This window comes from Spiroplasma endosymbiont of Colias croceus (assembly GCF_964020095.1).
In the GTDB taxonomy this organism is placed as follows: domain Bacteria; phylum Bacillota_I; class Bacilli_A; order Mycoplasmatales; family VBWQ01; genus Spiroplasma_E.
This window is the reverse complement of the sequence record NZ_OZ026536.1, coordinates 1,481,739-1,507,618: the sequence shown is the minus strand read 5'-3', so window position 1 is coordinate 1,507,618 and position 25,880 is coordinate 1,481,739. Positions and strand designations below refer to the sequence as shown.

At 23.1% G+C, this 25,880-nt stretch carries 31 protein-coding genes and 1 pseudogene; 23 read left to right on the top strand and 9 right to left on the bottom strand.

Going from position 1 to position 25,880, the window contains the following annotated elements; all coding sequences use genetic code 4:
* The first annotated feature begins 245 nt into the window (after positions 1-245).
* The 6 genes from AACL24_RS09410 to AACL24_RS15580 all read left to right on the top strand — a co-directional run bounded on the left by AACL24_RS09410 (position 246) and on the right by AACL24_RS15580 (position 4,415).
* Positions 246-1,427 carry a prolipoprotein diacylglyceryl transferase gene (locus AACL24_RS09410; protein WP_339046402.1) on the top strand — a complete coding sequence of 394 codons (1,182 nt, stop codon included), beginning with the start codon at positions 246-248 and terminating at the stop codon, positions 1,425-1,427.
* A 123-nt stretch (positions 1,428-1,550) separates the two neighbouring features.
* Entirely contained in the window at positions 1,551-1,859 is a 309-nt protein-coding gene (locus AACL24_RS09405) for a hypothetical protein (RefSeq protein WP_174480536.1), read from the top strand.
* Positions 1,860-1,878: 19 nt separating this feature from the next.
* On the top strand, positions 1,879-2,937 hold the full coding sequence (locus tag AACL24_RS09400) for an MSC_0882 family membrane protein (protein ID WP_339046400.1): 1,059 nt from the start codon (positions 1,879-1,881) through the stop codon (positions 2,935-2,937).
* A gap of 58 nt (positions 2,938-2,995) precedes the next feature.
* A complete protein-coding gene (locus tag AACL24_RS09395) occupies positions 2,996-3,835 on the top strand; it encodes a hypothetical protein (RefSeq protein ID WP_339046398.1) in 840 nt (279 codons plus the stop codon).
* Between the two features lie 282 nt (positions 3,836-4,117).
* Entirely contained in the window at positions 4,118-4,240 is a 123-nt protein-coding gene (locus tag AACL24_RS15585; RefSeq protein ID WP_422398047.1) for a hypothetical protein, read from the top strand.
* Between the two features lie 46 nt (positions 4,241-4,286).
* Positions 4,287-4,415, top strand: coding sequence for a helix-turn-helix domain-containing protein (locus tag AACL24_RS15580; RefSeq protein ID WP_422398046.1), 129 nt, complete (start codon positions 4,287-4,289; stop codon positions 4,413-4,415).
* A gap of 183 nt (positions 4,416-4,598) precedes the next feature.
* Here the strand turns inward: AACL24_RS15580 and AACL24_RS09385 are convergent, their stop codons facing one another.
* A complete protein-coding gene (locus tag AACL24_RS09385; protein ID WP_339045908.1) occupies positions 4,599-5,006 on the bottom strand; it encodes a transposase family protein in 408 nt (135 codons plus the stop codon).
* A gap of 23 nt (positions 5,007-5,029) precedes the next feature.
* Complete coding sequence (locus AACL24_RS09380) at positions 5,030-5,452, bottom strand: transposase family protein (RefSeq protein WP_339045912.1); 423 nt, start codon at positions 5,450-5,452, stop codon at positions 5,030-5,032.
* A 67-nt stretch (positions 5,453-5,519) separates the two neighbouring features.
* On the opposite strand from AACL24_RS09380, the gene AACL24_RS09375 reads away from it, so the two are divergent.
* From AACL24_RS09375 to AACL24_RS09350, 6 genes are all read left to right on the top strand, one after another.
* Positions 5,520-5,720: a hypothetical protein gene (locus tag AACL24_RS09375; RefSeq protein WP_339046396.1), complete on the top strand. Its 201-nt coding sequence runs from the start codon at positions 5,520-5,522 to the stop codon at positions 5,718-5,720.
* The gene (locus tag AACL24_RS09370; RefSeq protein ID WP_339049435.1) at positions 5,717-6,109 is read left to right on the top strand and encodes a transposase family protein; all 393 of its coding nucleotides are present in this window, start codon (positions 5,717-5,719) and stop codon (positions 6,107-6,109) included. The genes AACL24_RS09375 and AACL24_RS09370 overlap by 4 nt, the downstream gene beginning before the upstream one ends.
* A gap of 319 nt (positions 6,110-6,428) precedes the next feature.
* Positions 6,429-8,390, top strand: a complete 1,962-nt coding sequence (topA, locus tag AACL24_RS09365; protein WP_339046394.1) for a type I DNA topoisomerase — start codon at positions 6,429-6,431, stop codon at positions 8,388-8,390.
* 9 nt (positions 8,391-8,399) lie between these two features.
* Positions 8,400-9,323 carry a tRNA pseudouridine(55) synthase TruB gene (truB, locus tag AACL24_RS09360; protein WP_339046392.1) on the top strand — a complete coding sequence of 308 codons (924 nt, stop codon included), beginning with the start codon at positions 8,400-8,402 and terminating at the stop codon, positions 9,321-9,323.
* Positions 9,316-10,200 (top strand): riboflavin biosynthesis protein RibF, encoded by an 885-nt coding sequence (ribF, locus tag AACL24_RS09355; RefSeq protein ID WP_339046390.1) that lies wholly within the window; start codon positions 9,316-9,318, stop codon positions 10,198-10,200. The genes truB and ribF overlap by 8 nt, the downstream gene beginning before the upstream one ends.
* 178 nt (positions 10,201-10,378) lie before the next feature.
* On the top strand, positions 10,379-10,681 hold the full coding sequence (locus AACL24_RS09350; RefSeq protein ID WP_252320869.1) for a hypothetical protein: 303 nt from the start codon (positions 10,379-10,381) through the stop codon (positions 10,679-10,681).
* A 145-nt stretch (positions 10,682-10,826) separates the two neighbouring features.
* Here AACL24_RS09350 and AACL24_RS09345 read toward each other — a convergent pair whose 3' ends face one another.
* Positions 10,827-11,300 carry a phosphotransferase gene (locus AACL24_RS09345; protein WP_338980674.1) on the bottom strand — a complete coding sequence of 158 codons (474 nt, stop codon included), beginning with the start codon at positions 11,298-11,300 and terminating at the stop codon, positions 10,827-10,829.
* A gap of 316 nt (positions 11,301-11,616) precedes the next feature.
* Between AACL24_RS09345 and AACL24_RS09340 the strand changes: the two genes are divergently transcribed.
* The 3 genes and pseudogenes from AACL24_RS09340 to AACL24_RS09330 all read left to right on the top strand — a co-directional run bounded on the left by AACL24_RS09340 (position 11,617) and on the right by AACL24_RS09330 (position 14,469).
* The gene (locus AACL24_RS09340; RefSeq protein ID WP_339046388.1) at positions 11,617-12,150 is read left to right on the top strand and encodes a cob(I)yrinic acid a,c-diamide adenosyltransferase; all 534 of its coding nucleotides are present in this window, start codon (positions 11,617-11,619) and stop codon (positions 12,148-12,150) included.
* Positions 12,150-12,743: an RdgB/HAM1 family non-canonical purine NTP pyrophosphatase gene (rdgB, locus tag AACL24_RS09335; protein WP_174480548.1), complete on the top strand. Its 594-nt coding sequence runs from the start codon at positions 12,150-12,152 to the stop codon at positions 12,741-12,743. Before AACL24_RS09340 ends, rdgB begins: the two co-directional genes overlap by 1 nt.
* Positions 12,744-13,230: 487 nt before the next feature.
* Positions 13,231-14,469 (top strand): annotated as a pseudogene (locus AACL24_RS09330) (IS256 family transposase).
* Positions 14,470-14,613: 144 nt separating this feature from the next.
* On the opposite strand, the gene AACL24_RS09325 reads toward AACL24_RS09330, so the two are convergent.
* Positions 14,614-15,159 (bottom strand): hypothetical protein, encoded by a 546-nt coding sequence (locus AACL24_RS09325; RefSeq protein WP_339046386.1) that lies wholly within the window; start codon positions 15,157-15,159, stop codon positions 14,614-14,616.
* A gap of 241 nt (positions 15,160-15,400) precedes the next feature.
* Positions 15,401-16,048, bottom strand: coding sequence for a hypothetical protein (locus AACL24_RS09320; RefSeq protein WP_339046384.1), 648 nt, complete (start codon positions 16,046-16,048; stop codon positions 15,401-15,403).
* A 169-nt stretch (positions 16,049-16,217) separates the two neighbouring features.
* On the opposite strand from AACL24_RS09320, the gene AACL24_RS09315 reads away from it, so the two are divergent.
* The 3 genes from AACL24_RS09315 to AACL24_RS09305 all read left to right on the top strand — a co-directional run bounded on the left by AACL24_RS09315 (position 16,218) and on the right by AACL24_RS09305 (position 18,959).
* Complete coding sequence (locus tag AACL24_RS09315; protein WP_339046382.1) at positions 16,218-17,459, top strand: hemolysin family protein; 1,242 nt, start codon at positions 16,218-16,220, stop codon at positions 17,457-17,459.
* Positions 17,460-17,534: 75 nt separating this feature from the next.
* Entirely contained in the window at positions 17,535-18,605 is a 1,071-nt protein-coding gene (locus AACL24_RS09310) for a hypothetical protein (protein WP_339046380.1), read from the top strand.
* A gap of 93 nt (positions 18,606-18,698) precedes the next feature.
* Complete coding sequence (locus AACL24_RS09305; protein ID WP_174480370.1) at positions 18,699-18,959, top strand: hypothetical protein; 261 nt, start codon at positions 18,699-18,701, stop codon at positions 18,957-18,959.
* A 246-nt stretch (positions 18,960-19,205) separates the two neighbouring features.
* On the opposite strand, the gene AACL24_RS09300 is transcribed toward AACL24_RS09305, so the two are convergent.
* Positions 19,206-20,081 (bottom strand): Cof-type HAD-IIB family hydrolase, encoded by an 876-nt coding sequence (locus tag AACL24_RS09300; protein WP_174481248.1) that lies wholly within the window; start codon positions 20,079-20,081, stop codon positions 19,206-19,208.
* A 12-nt stretch (positions 20,082-20,093) separates the two neighbouring features.
* Positions 20,094-21,119, bottom strand: a complete 1,026-nt coding sequence (gene trpS, locus AACL24_RS09295; RefSeq protein ID WP_338973834.1) for a tryptophan--tRNA ligase — start codon at positions 21,117-21,119, stop codon at positions 20,094-20,096.
* A gap of 191 nt (positions 21,120-21,310) precedes the next feature.
* Between trpS and AACL24_RS09290 the strand changes: the two genes are divergently transcribed.
* Both AACL24_RS09290 and AACL24_RS09285 read left to right on the top strand, forming a co-directional pair.
* Positions 21,311-21,577 (top strand): hypothetical protein, encoded by a 267-nt coding sequence (locus AACL24_RS09290; protein WP_339046377.1) that lies wholly within the window; start codon positions 21,311-21,313, stop codon positions 21,575-21,577.
* On the top strand, positions 21,540-22,931 hold the full coding sequence (locus tag AACL24_RS09285; protein ID WP_339046375.1) for a hypothetical protein: 1,392 nt from the start codon (positions 21,540-21,542) through the stop codon (positions 22,929-22,931). The genes AACL24_RS09290 and AACL24_RS09285 overlap by 38 nt, the downstream gene beginning before the upstream one ends.
* A 173-nt stretch (positions 22,932-23,104) precedes the next feature.
* Here AACL24_RS09285 and AACL24_RS09280 read toward each other — a convergent pair whose 3' ends face one another.
* Positions 23,105-23,434, bottom strand: a complete 330-nt coding sequence (locus AACL24_RS09280) for a hypothetical protein (protein WP_339046373.1) — start codon at positions 23,432-23,434, stop codon at positions 23,105-23,107.
* 399 nt (positions 23,435-23,833) lie between these two features.
* Here AACL24_RS09280 and AACL24_RS09275 point away from each other — a divergent pair, with 399 nt between their 5' ends.
* Genes AACL24_RS09275 through AACL24_RS09265 form a run of 3 tightly spaced genes read left to right on the top strand, consistent with a single transcriptional unit; the run spans position 23,834 to position 25,505 of the window.
* Positions 23,834-24,229 (top strand): Spx/MgsR family RNA polymerase-binding regulatory protein, encoded by a 396-nt coding sequence (locus AACL24_RS09275; RefSeq protein ID WP_174481244.1) that lies wholly within the window; start codon positions 23,834-23,836, stop codon positions 24,227-24,229.
* A gap of 20 nt (positions 24,230-24,249) precedes the next feature.
* A complete protein-coding gene (locus AACL24_RS09270; protein WP_339046371.1) occupies positions 24,250-25,068 on the top strand; it encodes a hypothetical protein in 819 nt (272 codons plus the stop codon).
* Positions 25,069-25,106: 38 nt separating this feature from the next.
* Entirely contained in the window at positions 25,107-25,505 is a 399-nt protein-coding gene (locus AACL24_RS09265; RefSeq protein ID WP_339046369.1) for a hypothetical protein, read from the top strand.
* Position 25,506: 1 nt separating this feature from the next.
* Here the strand turns inward: AACL24_RS09265 and AACL24_RS09260 are convergent, their stop codons facing one another.
* On the bottom strand, positions 25,507-25,842 hold the full coding sequence (locus AACL24_RS09260) for a rhodanese-like domain-containing protein (RefSeq protein ID WP_252320544.1): 336 nt from the start codon (positions 25,840-25,842) through the stop codon (positions 25,507-25,509).
* Between the last annotated feature and the right edge of the window lie 38 nt (positions 25,843-25,880).

The window sequence follows — 25,880 nt, the reverse complement described above, 5'->3', positions numbered from 1 at the left end:
AGTTTTGCAAGAAGTCTATTATTTTTTGTATTTGTTTTTTGGTAAATCTTAATTTAAGTTTATATTTGAAAAAAATAATATACAATAAAAAAACTAAAAAAATGTGAATTACAATTACACTTTATCAAAATTATATATGTAATATGTATTGTTTCCCTTTATTTATATTGTGATTCTTAGTTAGTTATGGTATTCTATTATGGTATTCTATATTAAAAGATGGTCTTGTAAGTGAGGTGTTTGTTATGTTAAATTTAGATTTTGTTGGACCTCACGGCATTACTGATACTTATGGTGGATGGTTTCATGTTTATGCATTTGCTATTATGTCAGGTATTTTTGCTTCAATTATTGCTTCTTGAGTAAAATTTAAACGTTATCGTGTTCCTACTGATTCTTTAGCATCATCAATAATATTTATTATTCCTGCTTCATTATTTGGTGCTAGTTTTCTTGGTAAGGATGATCCTGATAAGTCAATTAGTTTTTTTGAAAAATTTGCATTTTGAAAACCAGGGATGTCTATTCATGGTGGTGTTTTATTTGGCATTATTGCTGGTGCAATTATTTTTTACTTTGTTGGTCGTAAGTATAAAATATCATTATGAATATATGGCGATTTAATTATTCCTAATATTTTATTAGGGCAGATATTAGGACGTTGAGGTAATTTCTTTAATCATGAATTACTTGGTAACGTTGTAAGTTATGATTCATTATCATGATTACCTGCTTTTATTCGTGATAATTGTTTTAAATTAATTGGTGCACCAAGTGGTAATCCCGAAATGATTAATGGTGAAATTGTTTATCGTGCACCAATATTTCTTTATGAATCAATTGCTAATTTAGGTTTATGATTAGCGATTACATTTATTGTTCCAAATCTTGGTAAATGATTTGGTAAAAAGCCATGAAAAGTAGAGCCAGATAAGTTTCAATTTGATTTTAAAGATAATTTTAAATACTGAGGAAAAATAACTTTTAATCCAAAATATTGAAATAAAGTAAATCGTGATCCAAAGCATTTGACTTGAACTAAAATGTGAAATGAAGTTTACTATTATAATCAAGTACAAAAAAATGTAGTAAATAAAGCATTAGCAGAAGTCAAACCTTCTGGTAAGAAAATTAATGATTATACAAATAAAAGCAAAAAACTTTATGAAATAAATAATCCACATCATTATCGAATGATGCATGCAGGTGTTCAAATGGGACTTTACTTTTTTGGATGAAATTTAATTAGATTTATTTTAGAGTTACAGCGCCCACCAGAAGATTTATTTTTAATTAATCGTCCAATCCTTGATTATACAATTTTATTATTGATTACTTTCTTTGGTCTGTTTCTAGCAATATTTGCACAATTTGTTGCAGCAAAATATTTACGTAGCGAAGAATGAACATATGAAAAAGAATATTAATAATATTCTTTTTTATTATTAAAATAATTATTATAACAGAAAATAAGCTATTAAATAGATAATATTAATTAGATTTGGTGTTTTTGTTATAATATTTATATACTAATGTATGAGGTGAAATTAGTGTTAGCAGTAGTAAGTGATGATAGTAGTACTAATACCATTAAGTTTTTAGGTTTTGAGATTCCAATTACTACTTTTTTATATTCAATGGGTGGGTTAGCACTTTTGATTTTTCTGTTATTATTATCAATTTTATTAATAATGTATTTACGCAAAAGGATTTCTATTAAAGGATACTTAAGTTTAGAAGAAAAAGATTATCAATTTGAAGATAAAATTTTGGAAATTGAACATGAAATTGCCAAATTACAAAGAAAATTTTATTCAAGTAAACATATTTCTAAAAAGACAAAAAAATATTTTAACTAATTAAATGTAGGTGATGTATATGTCTAAAATAAAATTTAAATTATTTGATAAATTTTTTTCACAAAAAAATAGGTTATCAGATAAAGAAGGTTATCAAAAATCAACTAATAATAACACTTATTTTAGAAATGTTGTACCACCAATTAATAAAAATAAAGAAAATATTCATAATTCTGATTTTAATGAAAATGATTATAATGAAAAAAAATATGATGGTAAAAATATACAAGTTACTAGTTCTTATATAATACCTTTACAAGAAAAAAAGACAGTGCCGATCAATGAAAACTTTACTAAAGAAAAAGATATGTATTATGATCAACCACAAACATTTAATACTATGGAAATAGTTAGTTATAAAAATAGTTTTAAAATTCCAAAACCAATTAGCAGAGAAATTAAATCAGAGAAGCTAAAAAAATTGATTTTATTATTTATTGGTGTTATGACATTAATTATTGCTTCAACTTTTATTGGTTTATATTTTGGTATGATTAACATAAAAATTATTCCTCATCCTGTAATTACTATTCCATTAGCAATTATTGCTCTTACTATTATTTTGATTAATATTATTGAATTTGTGACATTAAGAAGAGAAGTGGATTTATATATTGAAAGAACACTAAAAGGATCGCTATTACCTCCTAATTTTATAATTAGAAATTATCGTAAAATTCATGCTAACTTGATAATTGTTAATTGAATAAGTATTAGTAGTTATATTGTTCTTGGTATTATTATTGGCATTATGTTTTTGATTAGTGGTCAGAAATTAACTTTTATTATTCAAAAATGAACAGTTAATGTTCCTGATATTATTAAAGATGCAATAACATTAGCAATTATTTTAGGTGTTATTTTCTTTATTCATATGATTAATATTGTTATTTTTAAATTTCGTAAACGTAATATTATAAGTTATTATGGCTATGAAATTATTAATCCACAAGAGTTAAATCAATACAAAAAAAAGATAAATAGAATATGTATGATTATTACTATTGGTTTTACTGCTTTAATATTTTTTGCAATTGTTATTCCAATATTTGTATTAAAAAGAAGAAAGAAAAAGTAGTTATTATTTATAATATATATATATATATAGTAATAATCATTTTTATAAGGTGTTAATTATGTCAAAAAATTTAAATAAATGAGGAAGAGAAACAATTACTTTCAATGAATTCCAAAATAAAAAATGTCAATTTAAAAGTTGTGAAGAAAATATTTTTAGTCATAGTTTAGATTTAAATTATTTTAAAAAAATGATTTTTGAACATTTAACAAATTTAAATAAATTAGAACAAAATAAAGAGTTATTTAAATTTAGTAACTCTATATATGCATCTGATTTTTGCAAAAATCATTTATTTGAAATATATTTTTCTTATTTAACTAAACTTAAGATTATTGATTTTTTAATTCCTCGTTCAAATAAAATAATAGAGTCATGATTTTTTGATTTTTTAATATATAATCAAACTAATGATGAATGATTAAGATGTTACCATGATAATAAAGGTATTGACATTTTAAAACCTAGTTTGATAAAAATAATTCCTGATGATTTTTTTCAAATAAATAATAGTGAAATTAAGTGATTTAATGACTCTAATCATTATTTAGGAATTCCTATTAAAATAAGAAAGAATTATATTTTAAAAGAATATATAGGTACTACAAAAGAACAAGGTAGATTAAATGGCCCAGATTTTATTTTAGAAAATATAAATAATAAAAAAACATTAGGACTTGAAATTGTTGAATTAAATCCTGTGTTGTTTGTTTTTCCTAATGGAGTAAGAGATTTTGAAAAAGTTTGTAAAAAGTTAGATAAACAAATTAATGAACAAAAAGGTGGAAATTTTTATAGAAATTGAATTAATTTAATTAAAATAGTTGAAGATAAAATTAATAAGTGAAAAAAATTTCAAAAAAACTGATGAAAAGGCAATTGGAATAATGTTAAATAATTGAGTTCCCGATATTTGATATTATATTTTTGAAATATCTTTAAAATTTTCCAAATTTAATAATGAAATTGATTATTTTTTTATTCTTTAAAACAAAATTATTTTTTTTATTTTGAAATGATTATTTTAGTAAATTTATTTTTTATGACAGCAATAAAAGAATTTTAGAAAACAATTATTAGTAGATGAAATTAATGATTATAGATTAGACTTCTTGCAAAACCTATCTATTAAAAATTTAATTTTTAAAATAAAATTAAAAATAAAAAAGATAGGTAATCTATGATGTTTGATAAATTAAAAACTATTAACAATCCAGAATTATTAAGATTAACTGGTATAAATGATATTATTTTTAATAAAATTCTAGAAATTTTAAAGACAGAAGAAGTAAAAAAAGTTTAAAAATGGTGGTACACCTAATAAATTATCATTAGAAAATCGTTTATTAATGACTTTAGAATATTGAAGAGAGTATCGAACTTATTTTCATATTGCTAAAAGTTATGGAATTAGTGAAAGTAGTTGCTATAGGAATATCAAGTGAATAGAAAATACTTTGGACATATTCCGTAATTAAATTTAATTAATTGTCAATAAAATTGTTTTAAAACTATTTAGTGTTATTGAATATAGAAATAAATATTTTTTGAAAAAATAGTTTAAAAAATGAGTTTACATTTTAAACAAAAAATTGTTAATAATATTTTTATATTAACTCGATAAAAATTTAAATTTTAAAAAAATATTTTTAATATTTTTTTTATTTTAATGGTTTTATTTTATTAAAAATTTCACAAAGTAAGTTAAATCTTAAGTACATAAGTCTAAATTTAGATTTTCTACATTTATTTACTAAAATTTTGAATCTTTTCAATCAAGCAAAGACATGTTCAACTTTAATTCTAATTTTAGATACAATCTTATTGTATTTTCTTTCTTGTTTAGTTAATTTTTTATTTTTAGTTCTTTTAATTGGTATTATTGTATTTTTATAAATATTTTGTATACCTTGATATCCTAAATCACCAATAATTATTGTTTTTTCTGAAAATTCAAGATTTGAATTTTTTAATATTTGAAAATCATGCACTTTACCATTATCAGCAAAAATATCAACAATTTTTTTATTAAAAAAATCATATACAATTTGAAATTTTATAGAATACATTCAACTTTTACCAGAAAAATATTCTAACTGTAGTTTTTTTTAGTTGGTCTTTCAATTTCAATCTCAGTTGAATCAATTAAATAAAATTGAAATTCATTTGAATTTTCTTGTTTTTTATCAATTTTTAATTTATATCTTTCTTTTAAAAATTGGTAATCTTTGTGGTTACTAAGTTTATTTTCTACTCAAGTAATATTTCGAAAACAACTTGATGGGCTCATTTTAGATTTAATACTCATTTGAAAAAAAGTATAATATTCTTTTCAGTATAATAAAGTCATCATTAATCTTTCTTCTACTGAAAGTTTATTTTTTCGACCTTTATTTTTTTCTAATTTTTCTATTTCAATTAATTTTTCTAACATTTCATTAAAATGAAAACGTTTTATACCAAAATATCTATAAAATTCTTCATTTTTTAATTTTTTTAAATTTTCAAAAATCATTTTTATCAACACTTTTCTAAATTTATTGTTAATAACAAAATTTTAAAATAAATTTTAAAATTATTAATTGACTTTTAAAAAATTTAATTACGGAATATGTCTTTTAATAAAACATCCTGATTTTCAACAACTTGATGGGCAAAAATCACTGTTAAATAATAATTTTAAAGATAAAACAGTTATCATTGATGTGACTGAAAGTACTATTCAACGCCCAAAAAAAGTCAAAAACAATATTATTCAGGAAAAAAGAAAAAACATACAATAAAAACTCAAGTCATAATTGAAAAAGATAGTAAAAAAATTATAAGTTCTTATTTTTCTTATGGTAAAAATCATGATTTTAAAATTTTAAAAAATTCAAAAACGAAATTTTTATCAGAAACAACTATTTTAGTAGATTTAGGATATCAAGGTATACAAAACATACATAAAAATGTCTTATTACCTAAACGAAAATCAAAGAAAAACCCTTTAACTAAAGAAGAAAAGAAAAATAATAAGGCTATTTCAAAAATGAGAGTTGTTATTGAACATGTTTTTGCGATTCTTAAAAAATTTAAAATTATTAGTGAAAAATATCGAAATAGAAGAAAAAAATTTGCATTAAGATTTAATTTAATAGCTTCAATTTATAATTTACAATTATTAATTTAAATATATTTGATAATTTAATATTTTATTTTTTTATTTGAAATAATAATTTTTGTTGTATTTTAATGACAAAAAATAAAACATATTTTGAACAATAATTTTTAAAAAATATTAAAAGTGTTATTAAAATAAATTTTTAAACTTAAAAAATGTGATTAATATCATAGTTTTGCAAGAAGTCTATTAATTGTTAATAAGTTATTTAAAATTTTTATAAAAAAGCATATATCCAAAAAAATATTGACTTTCGCGTTAAAGTTATATATATTACAAAATAGTATTTGAATAAAGCTAATAAATTATATATAGAGGAAGATATAAGATGCCATCAAAATTAGTAATCATGGAATCTCCAGTTAAAAGTAAAGCAGTACAATCATATTTAGGTAATGATTATTTAGTGTTATCTTCGGATGGACACATTCGTAATTTAGCAATTAAAGGTCAATATGGTTTGGGAATTGATTTAGAAACTTTTGAACCAATTTACAAAATTGATCGCAAAAAAATGCCAAAGGTAAAAGAATTAAAAAGTAAATTAAAAAGTATTACTCATGTTTATCTAGCAACCGATCATGATCGTGAAGGAGAAGCAATTGCTTATCATTTAGATCAAGTATTAGCAACAAGTAATATATCATCACGAATAACTTTTAATGAAATTACTAAAGATGCAATTTTAACAGCATTTAAATCTCCACATAGTATTGATTTACCATTAGTTCGTAGTCAAGAAGCAAGAAGAATGGTTGATCGTATCATTGGTTTTCGCTTAAGTAATCTATTACAAAAGAAGATCGGTTCACGTAGTGCAGGGAGAGTACAATCAGTAGCATTAAAATTAATAGCAACAAGAGAACGTGAAATTACTAATTTTATTAGCAAAGAATTTTGAACAATTAATAGTACTTATCAAAAAAAAATAATATTAAATTGTGAAAAATATAAAGAAGAACTGTTAGTTATTAATAATGAACAAGAAGCAGTTGCTATTAAAAATGCATTAAGTGATAGTTATCAAGTAATTTCTGTTACTGAACAAAATCGTAAGCGTAATTCATTAAATCCATTTACTACTAGTAGTTTATTACAAGCAGCATCAACACAATTAAATTTTAGTACTGCTAAAACAACGCTTATTGCTCAGCAATTGTATGAAGGAATTGATGTTAATGGAACACTTACTGGATTTATTAGTTATCCTCGTACTGATTCAATACGTTTAAATGATAAATTTATTGAAAATGCCAAAACATTAATTGTTAATGAATATGGTGAACAATATCTTGGGCAGAAGAAAGAACAGACTAATAAAAAAAATGTGCAAGATGCTCATGAAGCAATCAGACCAACTGATTTAACAATGAATAATAAACGTGCTATTGATTTTTTAAATAAAGATCAATTAAAACTTTATAATTTAATTTATTTTCGTGCCCTTAGTTCATTAATGGCACCAGCACAATTAATTAGTACTACTGTCTTATTTAAAAATAATGATTATCAATTTCGTTTAACAGGACAACAAATCAAGTTTAAAGGATTTTTAATGCTTGATGTAGAAAGTCTTGAAAATGAAGAACTTTTAGTTTTACCAAAATTTGAAAAAAATCAAATTATTAAAGTTGAGTCAGTAAATTTACAGCAACACTTTACTAAACCAAAACCAAGATACACAGAAGCTAAATTAATTAAAACATTAGAAGAACTAGGAATTGGTCGACCATCGACTTATAATCCAATTATGAACACTATTAAAGAACGCGGTTATGTTATTATTGAAAATAAGTCTTTTAAAGCTACTGAGAAAGGTCTTTTAACTAATGATAAACTTCAAGAGTTTTTTTATGATATTATTAATGAGACATATACTTCACAAGTTGAAACTCAATTAGATCAAATTGCTCATGGTAATTTTGATATGCATCAAGTGGTAAAAGACTTTTGAGTTAAGTTTGAACCAAGGATTGATGATGCTTTTGATAAAATGACTGAGTTTAAAATTAAACCGGTTTTATTAGATCAAGATTGTCCACTTTGTGGTGCCCCACTTGTGCAAAGAACAGGAAGATATGGTAAATTTAAGGGTTGTTCATCATTTCCAAAATGTCGATATATTCAAAAACAATTAGAAAAAATTAAACCTTGTTTAGTATGTACAGATGGTTGAATGGTTGTTAAATCTTCAAAACAAAATCGAAAATTTTTAGGATGTACTAATTATCCAAATTGTAAACATGTTGAAAAGTATCAAGAAGTAACTTCTGATAAAGAAGTAAAGTAGGTGAAACACATGTTAAAAGATTATATATTATTAATAGATAAACCTTCATTTATGACATCACAAGATTGTCTTGTTGTTATTAAAAAACGTTTGAAATTAAATAAAATTGGTCATACAGGTACGTTAGATCCTTTAGCAACAGGACTAATGGTAGTACTTGTGAATGAAGCAACCAAAATTAGTGATTTTATTTTAAAAAGTGATAAAGTTTACATTGCAAAAATGCAACTATTTTTAAAAACCGACACCGGCGATATTACTGGTAAAATTATTGAATCAAAACCACATCTTGATTTAAAAGAATCAGAAATTGTTAAAGCACTTGAATTTTATAATAATCGTCAATATCAGCAAATAATTCCTGCTTATGCAGCAGTTAAAATTAATGGTAAAAAACTTTATGAATATGCTCGTGAGAATATTCCTGTTGAATTACCAAAACGTAAGGTTTATATTAAATCTTTAAAATTAATTAGTTTTAATAATGATTTAGTTACTTTTGAAGTAGTATGTTCAAAAGGAACTTATGTTCGAGCTTTGGTTACTGACATTGCTAGAATTTTACATACATCAGCAACTTTAACTTATTTGAGAAGAATTCATCAATCGGGTTTTGATTTAAGTAATGCCCTAAATTTAGATGTTATTAATGAAGAAACAGTTAGTAAAAATCATATTAGTATTTATGATGGTGTTAAAAATATTATGCCAGCGATTGTTGTTGATAATAGTAAAAGTGTTATTGATGGTAAACCCTTAGTTATTGATAGCACTAATGAGCCATATGTTTTAGTTGTTAATTCTGAACATTTGCCATTAGCTATTTATCGTAATCAAAAAAATAATTTATACGTAAGCCAACGAGGTTTTAAATGTAATGAAGATATTAAAATTGAAAAATCTAAATATTCAAAATCAAAAATTGATGTCTAAACCAATTATTGCTTGTTGAGGTTTTTTTGATGGTATTCATCAAGGTCATCAAGCCCTATTTAAACAATTATTAGTTAATTCAACAATAAATAATTATCAAACATGTATTATTAGTTTTGATAGAAAACCACAAAGTGTAATTAGTAATAAAAATAATGAGGTTTTATTAAGTAATGAAGATAAAATTAAAACAATTGCTAAATACAATTTTGATTATTATTGGGAAATTAAGTTTAGTAAAGAAATAGCAACACTTTCACCAGAGCAATTTATTTCGTGATTATTGGCAAATAATGTTAAAGCAGTAGTTGTTAACCCAAATATTAGGTTTGCTTATCAAGGGCAAGGTAATATTAAAACATTACAACAATCTTCATTACAAGTTTATCTTTGTAATGATATTATTGTTAATAATAACAAAGTTTCTTCAACTTATATTAAACAACTTTTACAAAATAAAGATATTAGTAGTGCTAATCTTTGTTTACAACAAGAGCCATATACAATTAGTGGTAAAGTAGTTCATGGTATTAAAGAGGCTAGAACGATTAATTTTCCAACTGCTAATTTATCGTTATTAACAAACTATGCATTACCGGGTCTTGCTACTTATATTACGCTTACTGAAGTAGATAATAGATGATATCAAAGTATGACAGTAATTATGTTACGTAATAATAAGCCGTTAGTTGAAACTTACTTATTAAACTTTAATCAAGATTTATATGGAAAAATCATTAAAGTTAGATTTTTAGATTTTCTTCGTGATAATTTAAAGTTTACTAATTTAGATGATTTAAAAAAACAAGTCGATAAAGATTTAATAGAAACAATTAAATATTTTGCTAATTCTAGTACTAAATTATTAAAGCCATAATAATTGTGATATTCTTTATATTTACAATAATTATGGCTTTAATAATTGTGATATTCTTTATATTTACAATAATTATTAACATTATAAATACTATTTATTAAAAACTATTTCCAATAAAATTTAATTTTATTGTATATGCTAATGAAAAATAAAAAAGAAAAAAGGGACTAAATAAATAATGAAATATTGAGTAAAAGAATTTATAAATCAAATAAAAGATAATAATGAAATTTGCGCAAACTGTGATTATAAAGAAAATTTACAAAAAAATATTACTTCAAATGATAATTGTCAAATTGTAAATGATGAAAGAATGCCATTGTTACAAGAACACGCTTCAAATAATAAATGTATAGTTATTGAAATAGAATCAAACATTTCAGCTGTTAATAATATAGTAGAAATAAATTTACAAGGAAAACAAATTGAACAAAAAAAACAGACTACTAATAAATTACCTAATTATGGTTCAATTTGTTAAGAAGTTAAAACTACATAATCAGACTTAAAATGATGAATTATTTAAATAACTTATTTTAATAGATTAGTTAATTTACTTTCACTAATTTCTTTATATATGTTTAAATTAGTTTGTTCGTATAAATAACAAGCTCAATAATATCAAATTAAATTTTGATAATTCATTCATTTTTAGCAATAATTATTTGTTCATTATTTAAATTAAAACAATTAAATCAAGTATTAATTTCGGTTTCAGAAGTTAAACTTTCAGAAGCAAAAGAGGCAATATCAAATAATTCATCATTTCAACAAGCAAAATCTCAATCAATTAAATATCAACAATTATTTTTTTTAACAAAATTATTTAATGTTAAATCATTATGAGATAAAACAATTGTTGTTGGTTGATAAGTAGCAATTCATTTGATTACCTCACTGGTTATTTTTTCTAAGCAAGGATTACTAGTAGTTAAATTACAGTATAAATTAAGTTGTTCTAAACCTTTTCAAGTTTTAATTAATGATTTATTATCAAATTTAATATTATGTAGTTGTTTTACCAATGATGAAATTTGTTCTAATATTTGTTTATTAATTATTTGTTCGCTTAAATTAATTAAATTATGATAATATGGCATTAAGGTTAATAGTTTATTATTATTAATATTGACTTCATTAATAGGTAATGTAAATTTTTTTGATTTAATTAATTTAATAACATTAATTTGATTTGTAAAATTCAAAAAAGGTTGCAAAATATCTTTAGATTGTTTTAAAAAAAATGTTTATTTACTAAAAATAAGTCATTGGTTAAACCTTTTGTTTTTAATAGTTCTAATTGATATGGTGGTTTAATAGTTTTAAATTTCAAAATGACACCTCTATTTTGCTTGTATTGTCTGTAATAAAATTATACAATTTATTAAATAAAAAATATTGAAAGTAAGTGATAGTATGTTAAAAAAAGGTTATATTCATATTTATAAAGGTGAAGGAAGAGGTAAAACCTCAATTCTTAATGGTATGGTAATTAGAGCATTGGGTAATAATCTTAATGTTAGTTACTTACGTTTTTTAAAAAATTGTCCTTCTGGTGAAATTAATTTTTTAAAACAAAATACTAAACTTAAAATTGAAAGTTTTTATGAATCTTCGCAAAAATTTTTTTGAGAAATGGATGAAGAAGAAAAAAATAAATTAAAACAAGAAACTAATTATGGTCTTACTAGATTAAAACTGTTAAGTCAAAATGATAATACTGATCTTATTGTTGTTGATGAAATTTTAGGGTGTATTCAAAATAATTTGATTAAAGAACAAGACTTAATTGAAATTTTAAAAAATAAAAAATCACATATTGAAATTGCATTATCTGGTAGATATGCATCTTTTGCCTTAGAGCAATGTGCTAATTTAATTAGTGAAGTTAAATCAATTAAACATTATTTTGAAAAAGGTCAAATTGCTCGTGAAGGGATTGATTATTAATGACTGCTAAAACCTTATGGTTTGCATCTAATAATATCGGTAAAATTAATGAATTAAAGAGTATCTTACAGACAAAGGGATATAATGTCAAATCAATGTTAGATCTTAATTCTCCTCTTGAAATCAATGAAACAGGTACATCATTTATTGAAAATGCAATTTTAAAAGCAACAACACTTGCAAAATTAGTGAATGGTCCTGTAATTGCTGATGATTCAGGGTTAGAAATATTAGCTTTAAATAATTTTCCTGGTATTAACTCAGCACGATGAAAGGGTGAAATGTCCTATCATGATGCAATGTTAGACATTTTAGAACAAATGGAAGGTGAAACTAATCGTGCAGCAGTATTTATTTCTGCTATTGCTTATGTTGATTTTGATCATAAGATTACTAAAGCATTTATTGGTAAACTTGAAGGTGAAATCACTACTGAGATAAAAGGTAATGATGGTTTTGGTTACGATCAAATATTTTATGTTCCAGTAGTACATGCTACTTTAGGTGAATTGTCATTGGCAGATAAAAATAAAATTTCTCATCGTAATTCAGCAATTCAGCAATTATTAACATTTTTACAAGAACAAAATTAGATAGTTAAAATGAAAAATAAAAAGGATGGTTTAATTCTTTTTTATAGTTTTTCTTTTTTAAAGATTGAATTTTGTTTAGAAACTATTTTAAATAATAGTTTAAGTAAAATAGATAAATTAAAAAAAATTAGTAAAGATACTATGTTAGTTATATCATTTTAGTAATAGTTTACTTGTTTATTTTTTAGTGATATTTTTAAAAAATGAAAGAATGGTTTATATAAAAAAATAACGCAAAATGAAGTTGATTCATTACAAGAAGTAGTTGTTATTGGATTTCCTAGAACATATAATACTTTTGGTAATACTGAACTTTAATATTAAAACATAGTATTAGTTTTGATAGTTTTTTAATATTCAAGAAATAAATGAAAATGGTAAATGAGATTTTACGGTAATGTTTAGTAATCTGTGTAACTTACAAAAATAACTATGTTTAATTAATTCTAGTAAATATAATTAAATGACTAGAAAGAGTGAGTTACAGATGGCTAAAAAGCAAAATATTAATAATAATGATCCAATATCAAAAGCAGTAGATTTATTATTAGAAAATACTGAAGATTTAACAACAGTTTTTAAAGAGGGAGGATTGTATAAAGAATTAACAAAAAGATTAGTAGAAAAAATGTTGAATTCTGAGATGCAAAATTATTTAGGATAGGATAAGAATCAACATAGTAATAGTGACAATGCTCGTAATGGTATAAGTTCAAAAAAAATAATAACTCAACAAGGTAAAATTGAGATTGATGTACCACGAGATCGCAATAGTAATTTTAATCCTATAATAGTTGCAAAAAGACAAAGAAGATTTGATGGTTTTGATCAACAAGTTCTTTCTTTATATGCAAAAGGTATGACATTATCAGATATTAGAATGCAATTACAAGAGTTATATCATGGTGCTGATATTAGTGAAAGTGTTATTAGTCAAATTACTGATGATGTTATTGATGATGTAAAAGCATGGCAAAATCGACCATTAGAAAGTGTCTATCCGATTGTTTATTTTGATTGCATAGTAGTGAAAGTACGACAAGATAAAAGGATTATTAATAAATCAGTTTATATAGCTTTAGGAGTTGATTTAGAAGGTAAAAAAGATGTTTTAGGTTTATGAATTAGTGAAAATGAAGGTGCTAAATTTTGATTAGCAAATTTAACAGAAATGAAAAATCGTGGCTTAAATGATATTCTTATTGCCTGCAGTGATAATTTAACAGGCATGTCAGAAGCAATACAATCAGTTTATCTTAAAACAGAACATCAATTATGCATAGTTCATCAAATTAGAAATAGTTTGAAATATGTCTCATATAAGCATAGAAAATCTCTAGTTGCAGATTTAAAACCAATTTATACTGCATGTAGTGAAGAACAAGCAATGCAGGCTTTAGAATCCTTTGAAAATAAGTGAAATAAACAATATCCTCAAATTGCTAAATCTTGATATAAAAATTGAGATAATTTAATGGTTTTTATTAGTTATCCTACAGAAATCAAAAGAGTGATTTATACAACAAATGCTATTGAATCTGTAAATAGTCAATTACGAAAAGTTATCAGAAATAAAAAAGTTTTTCCTAATGATATGGGAGTTTTTAAAATATTTTATTTAGCAATTGAAAATATAACAAAAAAATGAACAATGCCCATTCAAAATTGAAATACAGCAATTGCTCATTTTATGATAAAATTTGAAGATAGAATTAATCTAAACTAGTACTTTGTAAAACAAAGATACACAGATTACATAAAAGCCTCGATTTTACTATTAATAGTAGTCAAAAATTTAATTTTATATCAATATAATTTGTTTAAAAATTAATTTTTAAAAAGCTTGTAACTTTTAAGTTACAAGCTTTTTTTACATTTTGGGTAAATTTGGTTTAAATTCACTTGTTGTTGATTGATTTTGCAAATCCATAGTGTTAATCTTTGTGATTACTTGTTTTGGTCAAAATACTTCTTTTTGTTCTTCTGTAAAGTATTCAATTTGTTCTTTAGTAAATCATGGAATTTGTATAGGTGTAAATGATTGTATTTGTTGAATTGTAAAACTTTGTATTTGTTCTGCTGTAAGTTCTTTAATTTGTCAATTTGTTAATCATTTTATTTGTTTTGGTGATAATCTTTGTATTTGTTCTGTTGTTAGTGTTGAGACTAATATATTTGTGCTTCTTTTTTTATGTCTGTTTTTAATTTTAGTTGTTGTTAATGGTGTTGTTATTTGTTGTCTTAACTTTTTTCCTCATTCTTGTGATTTTAAAAAAAATTGATATGTTTGTTCAACTTTATTTTTGTGTTCTTGAATAGAATTTTTTCAAGTAATATTTTTTATATTAGTAGGATCTGTATTGTTAGTATTAAAAGTTACCAATTCACTGGTATTATTAATAAGTAAATCATTCATTTTAGATACCTCTTTTTAACTATAAAACTCATTACTTTAAAAAAAGTAATGAGTTAGAAATGTTTAGAATTATTGTTATTTTTACTAAATCTGCTTATCTACTAAAATTTTAGCACCTTATAAATAAAATACAATAAAAAATAAACACGTATCTTAGTTATATCAATTTATAAAAAATGGAATAATCAATATTAAGAAATAAAAAAGTAAAAGAAGATAATTATATATCTTCTTTTAAAAATTATATAGTTTTTTTAGCAGCAGTTTTTAATAGATTACCTGTGATTAAAGCTGTTAGTTGATCAAAAAACTGATTTGGATTATCAATAGTTCCTCATTCTTGGCCAACAGTTATTAGTTTACCTTTATTAACAATAAAAACAATTGGTAAAGCTTTAAATGCTCTTTCTTTATCAACAGGATTTTGAATTTCCTTGACACCTGAATCAGCAACAGCTGCTGAACTATTATCAGAAATTTTATGGTCAAGTAGTCAATGATAAATTTGTTGTTGTCAACTAATTTTTTTATCATTTCAAAATTGGTTAACAATATCACTACTAGGGTTGGCATAAGGAGATTTTTCATAAATTTTAATATCAATAGTCCCATTAGTAGTAACACTGTTTATTTCAGTTTTCTTTTCTGTTAATCAGTTATCTCATTTACTTGGTACATTATTATTTTTGATTTGCATTGTGTGTAAACCGTCAATAATTTGCTTAGAAAGTTGATTATCAGCAGCACCAAGTATGCCAAAAAAAGCATGCCCACTATTAACATCACTAATAAATTTTTGATATTTTGAATCATCTGTACAAGCACTAACTTGTAAACTAGTTGTTGTGCCTATTATTAAGGCTGCTATTAGTCCAAATTTTTTACACATTTATTTTCATCACCTTCAATATAATATCATAAAGTTATATGAGTAATAAATTAATAATTAAATATAACGTACTAAGTATACTATGTTATAATCTTAATAACAATATAAAAATCAAAAGGAGTAGTTTTTTTTCTATATGGACAGTAATTGGTATATTTATTTAATAATATTGCTAGTTTTATTATTTTTAAGTGGTTTTTATTCATCTGCTGAAACATCATTAACTTCTTTAAATGTTATAAGAATTAAATCTATTGGTAAATTACGTAGTAAGAAAAGTCGTCGTGCTAATATTGTATTTAAGTTAGTTAAAAATTATAATGTAACTTTAACAACAATTTTACTTGGTAACACAGTAATTAATGTTGGAATTGGTACTTTAAGTACCATATTATTTATTGATTCTTTTCATGTTTCTCCTACTTATGGTCCTTTAATATCAACTTTAGTTTCAGCAATTGTTGTTTTAATTATTGGTGAAATTATACCTAAAAGTGTTGCAAAATTACATCCCGAGACAATAGCTTTAAATTATGCATATATTTTGTATATTCTTAATATTATTTTTTATCCAATAACTTTTATTGTTACTTTATTTCAATTTAAAAGTAAAAAACCAACAAGTTCTGAACAAGAACTTATTGAATTGATTTCAATAATTGAAAGAGAAGGAGTTCTTGAAAAAGCAGAACGTGATTTAATTGAATCTGCAATTAAATTTGATGAAAAATCAGTTTTTCAAGCTATGCATCCCAAAAGTAAAATTAAATATATTTATGATGATACGCCACCTAAAGTTATTAAACATCTATATTTAGAAGAAAAATATAGTAGAATTCCTGTTTTAGATCATGTTAATCAAAATGTAATTGGTATTTTAAATATTAAAGAATTTATTATTAATATGTTAGAAAATGAAAATCCAGATTTATTACAATTAATGTTACCAGCAATTTTTATTTCTAAGCGTACTAAGTTAAATGAAGCATTGGAAATTTTACAAACCGAAAGAATGCATATGGCTATTGTCTGCAATAATAAAGATAAAAAAGATTTTAATGGTATTATTACACTTGAAGATATTCTTGAAGAATTAGTTGGTGAAATTTATGATGAAACTGATGAAATTGGATTGATACAAGAAATAGGAACACATAAGTTTCGTGTTGATGGTTCTTTAAAACTTGAAGTATTATTTAAACGTTATTTAAAAAGAAAACCTCCAAATTATAATAAACAAACTGTCCAAGAATGATATATGTTCAAAACAAAAGTAAAGAAAGTAAGGAAAAATAGTCCACTTTTGAAATTTCGAAATTTTTCATTTAAAGTTATAAAGGTTCGCAAAGAATTTGCTGTTTTTGAAGTTGAAATTTTTACTAATAAAAAAATTAAAAATAAATGAGAATAGTTAGTGCAGGATTTTTATTTAAATGCTACAATGTAAAATCATAATTATAATTATGATATGAAGGGGAGGTTAATTATGAAAAAAGGTATTAAATTAGTAACTATGATTACAGCATTAAATCTTGTAACAGTTAATGGTTTAATGTTAACGTTTTCTCCAGACAGTAATCATTATGTCTATTTAAATAAGCATGATGCTAATGCTAGTTTATTAAAATGAAAACTTTCACCAGAAGATGCAAAGATGGTAAAAAAATATGAATATAAAATCCATCAAATGGCAAGTAAAGAAAGTATTGATGAATTTAATAACTTGTATGATAATAATAAAAGTGATGTAATTTGAAGTAATTATGATAGTTTACAATATGATTTAACTCATACTAAAATTGGTGGTAAAACCATTGATGTTAATTGAGTTGAAATGTATAAAAAAGCTGGTTTAAATAATGAACAATTACAATTAGCAGAGCAACAACAATTACGTTTTTATAATATTTTTGCTAAAGTTTTTCCTAAAAACACTGTTATTAAACTAATTCAAAAAGTAGCACCAGTTGCTGTAAGTGATAGCACAGTAGCATGAACTGCTTTTAATTCAGAAGCTGATAATCAACGTATGGGTTATGGTCCTGAATTTGCAAATATTAATTTAATTGATCAACAATTTCAAGAGGGATTTTGATCTTCAGATCAAATAATTAGTGTTACAACTCACGAATATGGTCATGCTTTAAGTAATTTTATTGGTTTAAGTGCTGATGAAAGAAATTCATTTAATGCTAATTGAAAGTGAGCAGATAGCAGTTATAGTGATGTTAATACTAATATGACATCAGTTTATCATAAACTAACTGTTAACAATGATAACAAACAAATTTATGATCGTACTTGATATTTAATTGATTATTTAGGTCAACAAGCAAAATTAACTAATATTAAGCAAAAATTATTATTTGGTTTAATAACAGTTAATAGTAATTATGGTCGTAGTGCCTGATTTAATGGTAAATATAATATAAATCTTGATGATGAATTTTTTGCTGAAAGTTTTGCTAGATGAATTTTAACACCTCAGAATCAGCGTGATTGAGGATGAGAATTGGAAAATAGTTTTTTCTTACATTATTTACCAATGGTTTTATAACATTTTACTAGTTAAAAAGGAGAATTATTTCTCCTTTTTTATTATTTGGTATAATAAATTTAAGTAAAAGAATTGAGGAAAGTAGGTAATTTTATGTTTGGCAAAAATATCCATGATCATGAATCACAGCAAAATAGTTGTTTAAAATGTCAGTATGAAAAACTTTTTAAAACAGGTAAAACATTATTTGATGAATGAGATAAACAACCACCAGCACCTGCTCAATTACTTAAAATAAAAAAACAATTAAATGAATTAAAAATTAAAATTGAAGAACAAAAAAATGATTCGGAATTAAAGTTTTGTGCCAATCACCCAGAAATTTTTGACTTCTTGCCTTTAGAAGTTTTATAGTTTTTTGTATTAATAGTATTAAAATATTTATATTTAGTAGAAGTTTAATATAATTAATGCCCTATTGTTTTGAAAAATAAAACAATAGGTTTTTTATTTTAGTATATTAAATTTATAAAAAACTTTTTTAAATAAAAACCTATTTACTTTATTTTTAAAGTAAATAGGTTAAAAACTTATATTAATGTTTAAAAACTATATCATATTACAAGTATAGAAATAATAGTTAATATATTTTCATTTCCATTAAATATAAATTTCACTTTCTTCATAAAGATTTAATAATTTTGATAAATGATCACCAACGCCACCCTCATCATTAGTTTTAGTAGTAATATCATTGGCAATACTTTTAATAACAATATTACCATTTTTCATTGCTACACCATAGCCAACTTCCATCAACATTTCTTTATCATTAATTTCATCACCATAAGCAATAACATCTCTAATATCAACATTATAATATTGAGCCAAAATGCGAGCTGTCATTCCTTTATCAATAAATTTACTTGAAATTTCAAAGATTAGTTTATTATTATCATAACGATTTCAAGTATTTACCTTAATTGAGTTTGAATATTTTTCCAAGTCACGATATACTTGATCAAGATTAGTATTTTCTTTAAATTCAATTAAAATGGCATTAGCGCTCCCTTTTCAATCACGAATTAATTTACTAATTGTAAAAGTATCATTTTCAATAGTATCTAAATGAAAATAAGTTTCAAAGAAATCATCTTTTTTTCAACATACTGCTTTGTTGTAATATTCAATAACCGCGTTTTCAATTTGTTGAAAAATATAGTCTTCATTTAAAATATGTTTAACAATTGTTTCAGAAATTGGAAAAACTAATCGTTTGAATTTTTTGATTTTTGGATCATGAATATGGCCACCATTAAAATTGCATAGTAATGTATTAAGACCTAATTCACGATAAAATTTAATTGATCCACGATAAGGTCGACCAGTGACAATACAAACAATATGACCTTGTTTTTGAGCATCAATTAGTGCTTTTTTAGTATTAATATGAATTTCTCGACCACCACTTTTTAATAGAGTACCATCTAAATCAACTAGGATTAAATGTTTTTGTTTTTTATTGTATAAAGACATTGTCTCTTCCTCCTATCTTTCTTTCTCGATAAAATTAATACCCATTGTGTCTTGAACAAAGTTTAATTTTTTAGTAGCAATATTATTAGCAAAATTTGCACCTTCTTCTAAATATTTTGCTAATTGTGATGATTTTTCATTAATAAATTCTTGGTGTTTTTTTTGCATTGGTTCTAATAAATCATTTATTACTTTAATTACTTCTTCTTTTAAAAAACCATAATTGTGATTGCTGAAGTATTGTTCACAAGTTTTGATATCTTTTTTAGTAATGCTAGCATAAATAGTTAATAAATTACTAACTCCAGGCTTATGTTCTGGATCAAATTTAATAATATTTTCTGAATCAGTAACTGCTTTTTTAATTTTATTGGTAACTTCTTGTTTGCTATCGCTTAAAAAAATAGTATTTTTTAGATTAGTATCAGATTTTGACATTTTTTTTTCAGGTTCTTGTAAACTCATAATTTTCTGTGCTTGTTTATCAATAATTATTTTAGGAATTTTGAATAAATCAGTTTTATAATTGTTATTCATTCTTGTTGCTAAAGTTTTTGTCAATTCTAAATGTTGAGTTTGATCAACACCAACTGGCACAAAATCAGCGTCATATAGTAAAATATCAGCTGCCATTAATGCTGGATATGTAAGAATGCCTGTTGGAATACTAATCGTTTTATTTTGTTGATTTGTCATTTTTTGACTTTTATCTTTAAATTGTGTCATTCGTTCTAATTCACCGACATAACTATTACATAATAATATATATCCTAATTGACTATGGGCTAAAACATCAGATTGAATAAAAATATGAGATTTATTTGGTATAATACCAGCAGCAAAATATCAAGCGGCAATATCTTTAATATTATCTCTTAATTCTTGTGCTTTTATTGGTAGTGTTAATCCATGTAAATTTGCAACAAATATTAAGAGTTCATGTTCTTCTTGCAATTTTAAAAAATTATTAATTGCTCCCAAGTAGTTACCAAGAGTTAATTTTCCAGTGCTAGTTATTCCAGATATAATACGAGCCATATATTTTGCTTCCTCCAAATTAATTTTTTAATATAATTAATTATCAATGATAAAGTTAAATAATTCAATTAATTATATTAAAATTTGTTTGATTTTGATATAATAAAAACATAAATTAAAAATAGTTTTTGACCCATAGCTTTTATTTTTTTAAGAGTAATGGGTTTTTTACTTTATAAAGGAGTTTTTTTATGTTATTTGGAGAAGAAAAATATAAGGATGATTTACAAAAATATTTAAAGAAAATAGAAGATCGAAACAATGTGAAAGAATATCTTCAAACTCTTGGGTTAAAACTTGAGGAATTAGAAATCAAGAAACAAAATATTGCCGAAAAACAAGCAAGTTTTGAATTTGAAAGAAAACAACTAGAAGATATATTGAAGAAAGCTGAAAGTCAATTAAGAAATATCAAAGATAGTGAAGATAAAAAAAACATTTATTGAACAATATGTTAATCAGATGACTGATAAATTAAAAGCAGTTAATGAAAATATATATACTTTAGAAGTTGAAAGTAAAGAAACTGATAAAGATATAAAAAACAGAAATCTAGACAAAGTAGATAACAGAAGAACCTTAGAAAGAATTAGAAATGAATTATTTAATTTAAAAGAAATAATTCAAGAATCATCTTTTTTTAATGGTAGTTTAAAAGCATTAAAAGAAAATATGACAAAATTACAAGAAGAAAAAACTAAAATATTAAATTTAAAAAAAGAAATTTTAAAAAAAGAAGAATTGAAAGCGGAATTACAAAGTTTAGAAAATTTAATTGCATTAATAAAACAAAAATCAGAAATTGAATTAGAAATTGAAAGATTAGAAAAAAACAAGGAACAATTAACAACAGACATTGATGCAAATAAAGGTCAAATACAATCTATTTTAAATGATAATGAAAGTTCTAAAGAACAATTAATCACAAAAATAGATGAAATAAATTTAAATATTAAAACATTAAATGACAATATAGATGCAAAAACTAATTCAATTTCTTGTTTAGAAAAAGAAATTAAAAGTAATGAAGAAAATATTAGTTTAAAACTAAAAGATTCAGAAAATATTTTTCAAAATATTATAGTTTTACAAGATTGAAGAGATAGTATTTGACGTCGTGTTATTTCACTATTAACTTTTGGCATTTTTTGTAATTACAAAAGTGTTCAAAAAAAATTAGATAAAGAATTTGTTAATCGAAGTAATATAAATAAAGAAATTACTGATTTACGAATGGCAAATGAAAAAAAAATAAAACAAGAAAAAGATTTGTTTAATGAGATATTAAAACATAAAAAAGAGACAAATATATTAAAGGAAAATTGACTAGTATTAAAAGCACAATTAAGCAAAAAGAATAGTACTAAAGAAATAGAAGATTTAAAAGTGACTAATAGTCAAAAACAATTTTTATTAGAAAATACAATACTAAAAATTAAACAACAAAGAGAAAAATTAAAAAATATTTCAATTGAAAATATGCAACCATTAACCGATTTAGAAATACTTCAAAAAGAAAAAAGTGATAAATTAAATTCATTAAATGCCATTAGTTTAGATAAACTTGATAAAGATATAGAAACACTAATAGTAAGAGAAAGTGAATTAAAAATAAAAATTAATGAAAATAAATCATCTATTTCAGATTCTAGTTTAGATAATTTTAAGATAGAAGTAGAAATTGAAACAAAAAAACAACTTTCAGAAGTAGAACCATTTACTAAAGTAAAGCCACTCTTAGAAAAGAGTAATTCTAATGATTCTGGTATTGATATAATAACAGAATCAATTAAAATGATAAAATCAGTTTAATTTATTAAGCTATTTAATTTATTAAGCTATTTAATTTATTAAGCTATTTAAATTAAATTTTATTTGTCTTTAAAAGATAAATATTTATAAAGTATTAATTGTTACTTTATTATTTATATTATTGACTGGGTTTTGTAATTCAAAGTTATTGATGTTCGTTACATCATTATTTGCTAATAAAGGAGTTCTTTTTTAGATTTTGAAAATGATACTAGCATATTTTCTATTAATCCTTTAGTGGCATTTGTTATTTTTTTATTACCAACTTGTGTTATGTTTAAACTATGAATTAAAGGTACAGAACCCATTATGCATACTACTAAATTATTTGGATTTAAAATAGTATTTAATTTATCTTTTATTGATTTTCCATTTTTTGTATTATCATAAAAAAATAAAATAGTGGATAAACTAAGACCAGTTAATAATATTCCGGTGGAACTAATTATAGTTTCAATTATGAATTCTTTAAAATATTTACTGTTATTATTTTGAATAGGCATGTTTAGTTAACTCCTTGTTTTTTTACTCATAAAAATTATTTATTTTTAATTATTTACTTTAAAATAAAGAAAATTTAATTTTATAATTTCATTATATTATAATTCAAATTATTAATAAAATTTGATAGTAAAATATATGTTAAATTTTTTTATAAAATTTAAGGAATAAAAGTATCTATTTTTCAAAAAATAATATGATATAATATGTGGGTGAAGGATATAGCGGAAAAGGTCTTTCATGTACTTATTTTCTAAGTTTGGTCAAAGATAGTGTGGAAATATATATTATTATAGTAATGTAGAGTTTATTAACTTTTATCTTTTAAAGATAAAAAAATATTAATTTTAAAAAAGAGTATTTAAATCAAATGTAGTCTAAAAGCAAAGAGGGGTATTGTCATGATTAAAATATATGTTTCGCCAAGTTGTTTGTCTTCAAAAAAAGTTATTCAATTTTTTGATAAACATAAAATTCCATATATTAAACGTAATATTATCCATAATCCATTGACCGATACTGAAATTAAATTATTATTAAGATTTGTGCCAAATGGTGTTGGTGATATTATTTCAACAAGAGCAAAGTTTATTAAAACACATGCTATTAATATTGAAAAGTTAACAATGTTACAAGTTTTTGATTTAATTAAAACTTCACCAACTGTTTTAAAACGTCCAATTATTGTTCAAGAAAATAAACAACGTATTCAAATTGGTTATAATGAAGATGAGATTGAATTATTTTTACGTGGTTCTATTGAAAACGAATTTGAAGATTCTTGTGAAATATTTTAATTGAAATATGATTGGAATACATGATGAAAAATTATAAATTTACAATTATTGCTAATAAATATGAGAATTCTCAATCATTAGCTAAGGAATTAAGGGCCAAGTTATTGGCCCTTAAAGCACTTGAAGATACTTCTTTTCCAGATATTGTTTTTATTATTGGCGGTGATGGAACATTTTTAAAAGCTGTTCATGATTATAATAATATACTCAATACTGTTAAGTTTGTTACTTTTAAATGTGGTAATCTTGGTTTTTATGAAAACTTTTTAAACACAGAAGTTGACAAAGTATTAATGTGAATTGATAAAAATGATAATAATTTAATAGTAAATAAATTTTCATTATTAGAAGTAAATATTAATAATAAGATTTTATATGCTATTAATGAAGTTAAATTTGTTAATTTAACAACAACTCTTTCATGTCAAGTGTTAATTAATAATCAATTATTTGAAAACTTTCGTGGTTCTGGTTTAGTTATTGCAACAAGAACTGGTTCGATGGGTTTAATGAAATCACTTGGTGGTGCTGTTTTAATTTCAAATCATAACTTAATGCAATTTCATGAAATTGCTCCAGTAGCTAATAATAGTTATCGCAGTTTAAATTCACCACTAATTTTGGATGAAAATCATGAAATTACTTTGAAAAATATTCAAAAAGATAGTAAATTGAGCGATTTTGGAAAATTAATTGTTGATACTTTTGATTTTAATGATAAACTAAATGATAAGGTAACAATTAAATTATCAGAATTAACGTTACAAGTTTTAGAATATCGACTTAATCATTATTCTTTACTTGCTAAAGTAAAAAAAGCTTTTATTCAAGAAGATTAAGAAAATATTTAAAAATATATTAATTAAGGAAGGTAATCATGCCAATTTGACAAATAGTATTATTAGTTATTGCATTGTTATTTGCTGTGGCTAGTATTGGGATTTGAATATGAAATGTTAGTACAGCTAAAAAATTACGCAATCAACAAGAAAGTAATTCAAAACATATTAATAAACCACAAAAATTCCCATTTAAATTACAAAATTTTATTGTTGATTTAGGGGGAATTGATAATATTAAAGAGACAACAGCAACAGCAAATAAAATTAAGGTAGAGATTATTGATCATTCAAAAATTAATTTTAATAATCTTAAAAAAATTAAAAATCGTGGTATTTTAGACCAAGACGATAGTGTTAGTTTAGTCTTAGGAACTTATTGTAATAATTTAAGTATTGCTATTAATGATCTTATTAAATTAAATAATGAGAAATAAGTTATTTTTTGTAATATCCATAAATACCATTAATTAAAACATAAGTGTTAGTATAGCCCAATTCTCTGAGTGTTAGTGCAGCAGCAGTTGAACGATTTCCTGCATTACAAATAGTTATAATCACTTGATTTTTGTTTTCAATATATTTACTAGGATTTTTAATCAAATCATAGTAAGGAATATTAACAATATTAAGTTCACCATTATCATTTGTTATTTTTTTTAAAATTTGATATTCAGCAACATCACGAACATCAATAATTAAAGCTTTATTTTTAATTTTATCAAAGTCTTTATTTGAAATTGAAATTTCATTTTGTATTTTATGTTTAAACATAAGTTATGACCTCCTAAAATAAAATTGTTCTATAACTT